The organism is Paraconexibacter sp., assembly GCF_059438195.1.
In genome coordinates this window covers 1-9,992 of sequence record NZ_JBLKKY010000104.1, presented here as the reverse complement: position 1 = coordinate 9,992, position 9,992 = coordinate 1, and the positions used below count along the sequence as shown (strand labels likewise).

At 74.0% G+C, this 9,992-nt stretch carries 7 protein-coding genes; 1 reads left to right on the top strand and 6 read right to left on the bottom strand.

The window, feature by feature from the left end; all coding sequences use genetic code 11:
• The 6 genes from ACME2J_RS21220 to mnmA form a co-directional block, all read right to left on the bottom strand.
• On the bottom strand, window positions 1–1,340 hold a 1,340-nt coding region (locus ACME2J_RS21220), incomplete at its 3' end, for a GspE/PulE family protein (RefSeq protein ID WP_495546944.1).
• On the bottom strand, window positions 1,333–2,199 hold the full coding sequence (gene aroE / locus ACME2J_RS21215; RefSeq protein ID WP_495546943.1) for a shikimate dehydrogenase: 867 nt from the start codon (window positions 2,197–2,199) through the stop codon (window positions 1,333–1,335). The genes ACME2J_RS21220 and aroE, both read right to left, overlap by 8 nt.
• Entirely contained in the window at window positions 2,196–4,040 is a 1,845-nt protein-coding gene (mltG, locus tag ACME2J_RS21210) for an endolytic transglycosylase MltG (RefSeq protein WP_495546942.1), read from the bottom strand. Before mltG ends, aroE begins: the two co-directional genes overlap by 4 nt.
• Window positions 4,040–4,462 carry a Holliday junction resolvase RuvX gene (gene ruvX / locus ACME2J_RS21205; RefSeq protein ID WP_495546941.1) on the bottom strand — a complete coding sequence of 141 codons (423 nt, stop codon included), beginning with the start codon at window positions 4,460–4,462 and terminating at the stop codon, window positions 4,040–4,042. Before ruvX ends, mltG begins: the two co-directional genes overlap by 1 nt.
• The gene (gene alaS, locus ACME2J_RS21200; RefSeq protein ID WP_495546940.1) at window positions 4,459–7,059 is read right to left on the bottom strand and encodes an alanine--tRNA ligase; all 2,601 of its coding nucleotides are present in this window, start codon (window positions 7,057–7,059) and stop codon (window positions 4,459–4,461) included. Before alaS ends, ruvX begins: the two co-directional genes overlap by 4 nt.
• On the bottom strand, window positions 7,056–8,507 hold the full coding sequence (gene mnmA / locus ACME2J_RS21195) for a tRNA 2-thiouridine(34) synthase MnmA (RefSeq protein ID WP_495546939.1): 1,452 nt from the start codon (window positions 8,505–8,507) through the stop codon (window positions 7,056–7,058). Before mnmA ends, alaS begins: the two co-directional genes overlap by 4 nt.
• A gap of 277 nt (window positions 8,508–8,784) precedes the next feature.
• Here mnmA and ACME2J_RS21190 point away from each other — a divergent pair, with 277 nt between their 5' ends.
• Complete coding sequence (locus tag ACME2J_RS21190) at window positions 8,785–9,840, top strand: type IV toxin-antitoxin system AbiEi family antitoxin (protein ID WP_495546938.1); 1,056 nt, start codon at window positions 8,785–8,787, stop codon at window positions 9,838–9,840.
• The last annotated feature ends 152 nt before the right edge of the window (window positions 9,841–9,992 follow it).

The window sequence follows — 9,992 nt, the reverse complement described above, 5'->3', positions numbered from 1 at the left end:
AGGTGGCCGGTGAGCGCGGACTCGATCGCGATCTGCGCCGTCTCGCGGTCGCGGACCTCGCCGACCATGATGACGTCCGGGTCGGCGCGCATCATCGACCTCAGGCCGGTCGCGAAGGTGAGCCCCGCCTTCGGATTGATCTGCACCTGCGTGATCCCCGGCATCTGGTACTCGACCGGGTCCTCGATGGTGATGACGTTCTTGTCGGGCGTGCTCACCTCGCCGAGCGCCGCGTAGAGCGACGTCGACTTGCCCGAGCCGGTCGGCCCGGTCACGAAGACCGCGCCGTAGCTCTGGCTGAACGCCCGGCGGAACTTGCGCAGGTCGTCTTCGCCCATCCCGATCTTCTCGAGGTCGACGTTGCCGCTGCCGGTGTCGAGGATGCGGATGACGACGCTCTCGCCGTGGACGCTCGGCAGCGTGACGACCCGGAGGTCGACGTGGTGGCCGTCGATCGTGAGCCCGACGCGGCCGTCCTGCGGGAGGCGCTTCTCGGCGATGTCGAGGTCCGACATGATCTTCACGCGGCTGACGACGCCGGCGACCATGCGGCGCGGCACCGTCGTGGTGTCGTGGAGGACGCCGTCGACGCGGAAGCGGACGCGGAGGTGGGTCCCGTCGGGGGACAGGTGGACGTCACTCGCCCCCTGCTCGACCGCCTGGGCGACGATCTGGTTGACGAGCTTGATGACCGGCGCGTCGTCGGCGGACTCGCGGAGATCGACGATCTCGGCGTCCGCGGCCTCGTCCTCCTCCTGCGCGACGGTCGCGCTCGCGACCGCGTCGTCGAGCCGGGTGAGGCGCGAGATGAGTCCGCCGAGGTCCTCGCGGCTCGCGACCGCCGCCCGGACCTCGTAGCCGGTCATGAGCGCGATGTCGTCGACCGCGAGGACGTTGCTCGGGTCGGCCATCGCGACGAGGAGCGCACGATCGCCGATGAAGCCGACGGGCACCGCGTCGTAGCGCTTCGCGGCCGTGCTCGAGATGAGGTTCGCGGCGCCCATGTCGACGGAGTAGATCGCGAGGTCGAGGTGGTCGAGCCCGAAGCGCTCCGCGATCGCGCGGCTGAGGTGGTCCTGGGTGAGCGTCCCCTGATCGACGAGGACGCGCTCCGGCGTCGTGCCCTGGGCCCGCGCGGTCTCGATCGCCCGGTCGACCTGCTGGCGGTCGGCGTAGCCGAGCTCGACGATGACGTCCGTGAGGAAGCGCGTCGTCCCCCCGCGGGTGCGCGGCTTCGTCACGCCATCGGCGCGCGGCGCCTGCTCCTCCTCGACGGGCGACGCGTCGCCGTCGGCCGGCGCGTCGTCGAAGACGGGACGGAGGTGGGGAGTGTCAGCCATCGTCTGGTCGTCCGTGCTCAGGTCCACGTGCGCCTCTTCGCATCTCGTCGAGCGGAGCACGGCGCCCGGTCCAGCGCTCGAAGCTCAGCGCGCCCTGTCGGACGAGGATCTCCATGCCGTCGACCACGATGCAGCCCGCGGCGAGAGCCACGCGGGTCAGGGGGGTTCCGCCTGGGCGATAGACGAGGTCGACGACGCATCTGATGCTGTCGAGGGCATCGGCACCGATCGGCAGATCCTTGAACGTCGCCCCGGGGTCGCTCAACCCGACGCTCGTGCAGTTGACGAGGATCGTCGTCCCCGCTGCCGGAGGGGACGTCGTCGCACGGGCCCCGAGCTCGCTCGCGAGCGCCTCCGCCCGGGCCGCGGTGCGGTTCCACACCGCGACGTCGGCGCCCGCGTCGAGAAGCGCCCACACGACCGCGCGGGCGCTCCCGCCCGCGCCGAGGACGACGGCGGTCGTCCCCGGCGCACCGGGATCGACGCCGGCGTCGCGCAGCGCCGCGACGGTCCCGGGGGCATCGGTGTTGTCGGCGTGGATCGTCCCGTCGGAGAACGTGAGCGTGTTCGCGGCGCCGATCGCGGCTGCTGCGGGAGTCGCGGTCGTCGCGATCGCGAGGGCCTCCTCCTTGTGCGGGATCGTCACGTTCGCGCCGACGAAGCCGGCGTCCCCGAGCGCGCGCGTCGTCTCCGCGAAGAGCTCGGGCGGGACCGGGAGGAGCTGGTAGGCCCAGTCCTCGAGCCCGACGGCGCGCAGGGCCGCCCTGTGCATGGCGGGCGAGCGCGAGTGGGCGACGGGCCAGCCGAGGACGCCGAGCCGCTTCAGCCGGGACGCGGGGCCCCGTGGCTCCTGGCTCAATCGCACTCGCTCGGGTCCCGCCCGCCGCGGGCATCACGCGCCCGGTTGTACGCTGCGACGTCCTCCTGGAACTCCGCGTCGGTCTCCGAGAAGGCGTGCGCGCCGTTCCCGCAGGGCTTGACGACGTAGTAGATGGCGTCGCTGTCGGCGGGGCGAGCGGCGGCCTCGAGCGACTTGATCCCGGGGTTGCCGATCGGGCCGGGCGGGAGGCCCTGCCGCGTGCGCGTGTTGTAGTCGCTGTCGATCGCGAGCTCGGACTGCTTGAGCGGCTCCGTCCACTGGTCGAGGCGGAAGCGGATCGTCGCGTCGATGCCGAGCGGGATGCCCTGCTCGAGGCGGTTGTGGATGACCGCCGAGATGAGCTTGCGCTCCTCGTCGATCGCCGCCTCGCGCTCGATCATCGAGGCGACGATGAGGATCTCGAAGGGCGTGAGGTCGGCGCGCTCGACCCGCCTGGACGGCTCGACCGTCGCGAAGTTCTCCTGGAAGGCCTCGAGCTGGCGCTGCACGAGCGCGCGGACGTTCGCGCCCCGCCGCAGCTCGTAGGTCGCCGGGAAGAGGAACCCCTCGAGCGTCGAGAGGTCCTTCGGCGCCCCGTAGAGGTCCTGCGGGCTGAAGCCCTCGGCCTCCTGCGTCGCCTTCATGTAGTCGCCGCGCAACGCGGACTCGCGGATGATGGGCAGCGTCTCCGAGCGCGACCGGCCCTCCGGGATCGTCACCGTGATCGTCGGCGCGGCCTCGGGCGGCGTCGTGAGGACCTCGATCGCCTTCTCGATGCTCATGCCCTCGGCCAGCGTGAAGTCGCCCGCACGCAGATCCTCGAAGTCGCCGCTGAGACGCGCGCGGAGGCCGAAGAAGAAGCCCGAGTCGACGACGCCCTGCTCGGCGAGGATGTCGCCGATGTCGCCGGCGGAGGCGCCCTCCGGGATCGTCACGCGCACCTCTCCGGTGCCCTCTCCGTCCCCGGCGAAGGGCTCGAAGAGCGAGATGAGGAACCAGCCGATGACGACGACGAGCAGGACGGCGACGAGGAGCAGGACGCGTGCCGCCGTGCGCCCGCCCCTGCCCCCGGCGCCGGGGGCACGACGTGACTCCCGGCCGTCGCCGCGAGCGCCGAAGGCGGCCCCGAGGCTCCGGCGGCCGTGACCGGCTGCCGCCGCGTCCGCCTCGGTGACGCGACGCACGCCGGCAGGCTCGTCGCGGCCGGCGCGGCTGCCGCGGAGCCGGCGCACGCCGGCGGGCGCCTCGTCGTCGGGCGCCGGGTGCTCGGGCTCCGCCTCCCAGTCGAAGGTGTCGCCGATCCGCGGCTCGGGATCGGGCGCGGGCGCGGGCGCCGGCGGCTCCGGAGGGCGCGATGCCGGGGCGCGCGTCTCCGGCGGTGCGGGCGGGGTCTGGGGCGGCTCCGTCGGACGCGGTGCCGCAGCGCGGGTCTCCGTGGCAGGCGGCGGCGTCTCGGGCGTCTCGGGCGGACGCGGCGCCGCAGCACGCGGCTCGGGGGCCGGGGTCTCGGACGGCTCCGTCGGACGCGGCGCCGCAGCACGCGGCTCGGGGGCCGGGGTCTCGGACGGCTCCATGGGACGCGGCGCCGCAGCGCCCGGCTCGGGGGCCGACGGGGCCGGGGGCGGGGCCTCGCTGGGGCCCTCCGGCTCCTGCGGCGTCCCCGCGTCCTCGCCGGCGCTCGGCGGCGGGACCGCTCGCGCCTCCTCCGGGGGTGGGGGAGCCGCTCGCCCCTCGCGTGCGGCGCGGCGCGCCTCCCGCTCGCGGCGTGCCCGCTCGCGCTCCTCCTCGCTGCGAGGCCCGCGCTCCGGACCGTCGCCGCCCTTCGATCCGAACAGACCCATCAGCCGGCCCCCTCCGCGTCGACGGGGACGGGGCTCCCCTGGCCGTGCTCGGCGAGCCAGTCCTCGAGCAGGACGGCCGCCGCCCGTGAGTCCTCGCTGCCCTCTCCCCCGCGTCGTGCGGCGATCGCGGTCGTGAACCGCTCGTCGTAGAGCTCCACGGGAACGCGCACCGCCTCCGACAGACGGTCCGCGAACGCGCGGACCTCCTGCGTCTGCGCGCTGTCACCGCCGCGCAGCGTCACGGGCAGGCCGACGACGACCCGCTTCGCGCCGCGCTCCCGGACGACGCCGAGCACGCGGTTGAACCCCTTCCGCGTGGCCGGTCGCAGGACCGGCTCGATCGGCGTGACGATCGTGCCCGTCGGATCGGTCACGGCGCAGCCGCAGCGCGCGCTGCCGTAGTCGAGTGCCAGCACCCTCATCCGCCGAGCGCCTCGGCGATCGCCTTCCGCGCGGCCGCGAGGGCCTCGCCGAGCTTCTCGGGGTCCTTCCCGCCGGCCTGCGCCATCGTGTCGCGACCGCCTCCGCCGCCACCGGCGATCTGGGCGGCCACCTTCACGACGGCCCCGGCCTTCACGCCGCGCTCGACGAGCGACGGCGCGACCGCGGCGACGAGATGGACGCGGCCCTCGACGGCGCTGCCGAGCACGATCGCGGCATCGGCGCCGACCTTGCCCTTCACACGGTCCGCGACGTCCATGAGCGCCTTGCCGCCGACGCCCTCGACGGTCGCGACGACGACGGGCGCGCCGCCGACGTCCTCCGCGGCAGCGGCGATCGCGGCCTCGTCGACCGCCCCGTTGGCGGTGGCGCCCGCCTTCGAGGCCTGCTTGGCCTTCGCGCGCAGAGCCTCGATCGCCTCCGGGACGGCGTCCGGCTGCGTGCGCAGCGCGTCGGCCGCGCTGCGCAGCACCGTGTCGCGGTGACGCGCGAGCCGGACGGCCTCCGGGCCGGTCACGGCCTCGATGCGGCGCACGTTCGAGGCGCTCGAGCCCTCGCTCGTGATCGTGAAGAGGCCGATCTCGGCGGTCGAGCGGACGTGCGTGCCGCCGCAGAGCTCACGCGAGAACGAGCCGTCTCCCACCTCGACCATCCGCACGACGTCACCGTACTTCTCGCCGAAGAGCGCCATGGCGCCGAGGGACTTCGCCTCATCGAGCGTCGTCGTCAGCGCGCGGACGGGGAGGTTCGCGACGACCCAGTCGTTCACCTCGTCCTCGATGTCACGGAGCTCGTCGGCGCTGAGGCGCTCACCGTGCGTGAAGTCGAAGCGCAGCTTGTCGGGGCGCACGGCCGACCCCGCCTGGCGGACGTGCGTGCCGAGGCGGCGGCGCAGCGCCGCGTGGAGCAGATGCGTCGCGGTGTGGTTGCACTGCGTCGCGTGTCGTGCGTCGCGGTCGACGCGGGCGACGACGCGCTCACCGTCCTTCAGGGGGCGGGCGGGATCGAGTCCCTCGACGACGACCGCCTGATCGTCGCCCGCGCGGACGACGCCCGCGACGGTCGCGCGGCAGTCGCCGTCCTCGCAGGCGATCTCGCCGGAGTCCGAGACCTGGCCGCCGCCCTCGGCGTAGAACGGCGAGGCGGCGAGCTTCACGAACGTCCGGCCGTCGCGCTCGAGGACGCCGGCCACGGTCGTGTGCTCCTCGAGGTGCTCGTAGCCGGTGAACTCGCTCGGCACGTCGGCGATCTCGCGGACGACGTCCGACTCGCCGCCGACCTTCCCGCGCCCGCCGGCCGCGGCCGACCGGGCGCGCTGCTCGCCCATGAGGACGTCGAAGCCCGCGCGGTCGATGTCGACACCGCGCTCGGCCGCGATCTCCTCGGTCGTCTCGATCGGGAACCCGTAGGTGTCGTGGAGCATGAACGCGGAGGCCGCGTCGAGCGTCCCGGCGGCCAGCTGGTCCTCGAGGATCTTCATCCCCGTCTCGAGGGTGCGGCCGAAGCCCTCCTCCTCGGCCCGGACCCACCGCAGGATCGTCTCGCGCTCGCTCACGAGCTCGGGGTAGGCGCCGCCCATGACATCCGTGACGACGTCGACGAAGCGCGGGAGGAAGCCCGGCTCGATGCCGATGCGATGACCCTGCTGGATCGCGCGCCGCATGAGGCGACGGAGGATGTACCCGCGGTCCTCGTTCGAGGGGACGACGCCGTCGGCGATGAGGAAGGTCGTCGCGCGGCCGTGGTCGGCGAGGATCCGCAGGGCGCGCTCGTCGGGCTCCGGCGCGGTCGCGAGCTCGCGGCCGAGATCCATGAGCGGGCGGAACTGGTCGGTCTCGAAGATCGTCTCGGCGCCCTGCTGGATGAGCGCCATCCGGTTGAGGCCCATGCCGGTGTCGATGTTCTTCGACGGGAGGGGCGTGAGCGTGCCGACCGGATCCTGGTCGTACTGCATGAAGACGAGGTTCCAGTACTCGAGGAACCGCTCGTTCTCGCCGCCGGGGAGGTCGTCCTCCGCGCCGTACGCGAGGCCGCGGTCGAGGTAGAGCTCGCTGCACGGGCCGCAGGGGCCGGTCGGGCCGGCCTGCCAGAAGTTCTCCGAGCGCGGGCACAGGACGATGCGCTCGCTCGGGACGCCGAGCTTCTCCCAGCCGGCGATCGCCTCCTCGTCGGGGCCGAGCCCGAGCTCGTCGTCGCCCTCGAAGACCGTGACCCAGACGTCCTCGGGCTTGAAGCCGAAGCCCTCGAGCGAGAGCTCCCAGGCGAGCTCGATCGCGCCGTCCTTGAAGTAGTCGCCGATCGAGAAGTTCCCGAGCATCTCGAAGAACGTGAGGTGCCGGGAGGTGTTGCCGACGTTCTCGATGTCCGTCGTGCGGAAGCACTTCTGGCAGCTCGTGAGGCGCGGGTGGGGCGGCGACTCGAGCCCCATGAAGTAGGACTTCAGCGGGTGCATGCCCGCCGTCGTGAGGAGCACCGACGCATCGAAGGTCGCGGGGACGAGCGAGGCCGACGGACGCCGCAGGTGGTCGCGGGCGGCGAAGAACTCGAGGAACGTCTCGCGGATCTGGTCGGAGGTCACCGCTCGATTGTCGCGCATCCCACGACGACGTCGCCGCGCAGCAGGCAGGCGACCTGCCCCGGCGCGGCGCCCTCGACGGGCTCGGCGAGCTCGACGGTGCCGCGGCCCGCGTCCTCTGCGGGTCGCAGGCGGCAGGCGAGCGGTCGCGAGCGGTAGCGCAGGCGCACGGCGTCGACGGTCGCCCCGGGGTCGTGCAGGCGGATGTCCCGGAGCGCGACCGCGGTCGTCGCGAGGCGCTCGCGCGGACCGACGACGACGCGGTTCTCGTCGGGCAGGGTGCGCAGGACGTGGAGCGGCGTGCCGGTCCCGCCGATGAGGCCGAGCCCCTTGCGCTGGCCGACGGTGACGAGGTGGTGGCCGCGGTGGCGGCCGACGACCGCCCCGTCCTCGTCGACGACGTCGCCGGGGCGCTCGCCGAGCCCGCCGTGCCGCTCGAGGAAGGCGGACCGCCCGGTCCCGGCGAGGAAGCAGAGGTCCTGCGAGTCGGGTCGGCGCGCGACCGGCAGGCCCGCCTCCTCGGCGATCGCCCGGACCTCGGCCTTGAGGAGGTCGCCGAGCGGGAAGCGCAGCCGCGCGACCTGCGCCGGCTGCAGCGCGGCGAGCATGTAGCTCTGGTCCTTGCCGGTGTCTCGGGCGGCCCGCAGAAGGCCGTCGGGGGTCGTGCGCGCGTAGTGGCCGGTCGTGAGGGTGGCGGCGCCGAGGCGGTCGGCGAGGCCCGTCATCGCGTCGAGGCGGACGTGGCCGTTGCAGCGCACGCACGGGTTCGGTGTGAGCCCGGCGGCGTGGTCGGCGATCCACGGCTCGACGACGCCGGCGCGGAACTCCGCGCGGAGGTCGAGCGTGAGGTGCGGGAGCCCGCTGCGGTGCGCGACGGCGCGGGCTAGCCGGACGGCGTCCGCCGAGCAGCAGGAGCGCGTGCCGTCGTGGCCGTCGTCCGCCCACAGCTCGACGGTGACGCAGGCGACGTCGAGCCCGGCGCGCTGCTGGAGCAGCGCGGCGACGGCGGAGTCGACGCCGCCGCTCATCGCGACGAGGGTGCGGCCGTCGCGAGCGCCGCTCGGGCCGTCCGGCGGCGCGACGTCCGCGTCGGTCCGGGCGGCCGCGCCGAGCGCGCGGTGCAGCGCGTCGGCGGCGAGGTCGGCGGCGTGGATCTTCCCCGGGCTGAGGCCGCCGAGCGCGTCGGCGACGGCGTGCGTGCCGACCCGGGCGGCGTCGAGCAGCGGGGCGCCGCGGACGAGGTCGACGACCGCGGAGCCCGCGGCGGTCACCGCGCCGCAGCCCTCGGCGTCGAATCCGGCGTCGACGACCGTCCCGCCCCGGACCGCGACCGAGATGCGCACGAGGTCGCCGCAGGGTGCCCCGCCCGCGGCGCCGTCGTGGGCGCCGGCGGGCCGATGCCCCCGACCGGCGGGGTGCGAGAGGTGCTCCTCGAAGCGCGCATCGGGCACGTGAAGAGTGTCGCAGGGGCGGTGGGCGGGGTGGCGCGGGAAGGGGGCGACGGGGGCGCGGGCGGGGGCGGGCGAAATCAACGCGCGTTCGATTCGCTCCCATATAGGGGGCGAAATCAACGCGCGTTCGATTCGCTCCCATATGGGGGCGAGATCAACGCGCGTTGGATTCGCCCCCCTGCGCGAGCCGCGCCGCGGGCTTTCTCCCGACTCTCGCGACAGAACCTCTGCATCGAGGTCTGGAGTCGTGACAGGCATCCATCGGACCCTTGTCGACATGCACCAACTCGCGCCGTCGCCATCACGCCCCTGGCTCCCTTTCTGGGCCGGCGCGTCCACCGAGGCGGCCAGGGACGCCGACGCCGTCATCGCGCTCGACGGGAGCGCGGTCGCCCCTCGCGGGTCGGAGGAGACGGCCGACGGCGTCATCGCTCGTCTCGAGGGCCGCCAGTGGGGGTCCGCCGCCCGGCCTCAGCTGCTCGTGCTCGGCGTGACGAGCAAGGAGATCTCAGCGAGGGTCGGGCGATCGCTCTGGTGCGAGCATCGCGGCGTCTACGCCGTCGGCCGCCGGGAGCTCGCGCCGCAGGGACGCATGGCAGTGGACCTCCTCGCCTGCGGCCCCGACGCCTTCCTCAACCGGGTGACCGCGCTCGCGCACATCGGTCTCACTGAGCGGCGGCCGGCGTCCATCCAGATCGCGGTCCCGACGCAGCACCGACGGCGGCGCCGATCAGCGCGGGCGGGACGATCCCGCGCGGTGGCTCCGCCGGAGGTCGTCCTGGTGGACGGCCTGCCCGTCACCTGCTGGAGCCGGACGCTCGTCGACTGCGCTCCCCTCCTTCCCCGTGCGGAGCTCATGCGCGCCGTCGAAGCCGCCATGACGCTGCGGATCTACGACCACCCGACGATGTGCGCGGCACTCGACGGACGGCCGTGGCCGGGCACGCCCGTGCTCCGCGGGATCCTCGACGAGCTCGCCGACGAGGAGCCTCCCACCCGCAAGGCGTTCGAGGACGCCATGCGGGATCTGCTCCGTGAGGCCGGCCTTCCGACGCCAGGATTCAACGTCATGGTGCACGGAGCCGAGCGCGATGTCGTCTACTTCAACCTCCTCTTCGTCATCGAGCTCGATGGTCACCGCTTTCACGTCACCGCGGCGGAGCGGGCGCGCGATGCGGCTCGCGACCTCGAGCTCTCGGCGCTCGGCTGGCTGACCCTCCGGCTGCGCTGGCGCCAGGTGCGGCCTGGACCGGAGCGCGCCCGCACGGCGGCGAAGCTGCGGGCGACCCTCCGCGCTCGCGCGGCGCTCCTCGGCCTCCCGATGCCCTGCTGACCTCGCCCGCCCCGGCGACGCGCCGCGGCGGGCGAATCGAACGCGCGTTGAGTTGGCTCCCACATAGGGGGCGAAATCAACGCGCGTTGAATTGACCCCCACATAGGGGGCGAAATCAACGCGCGTTGAATTGACCCCCACATAGGGGGCGA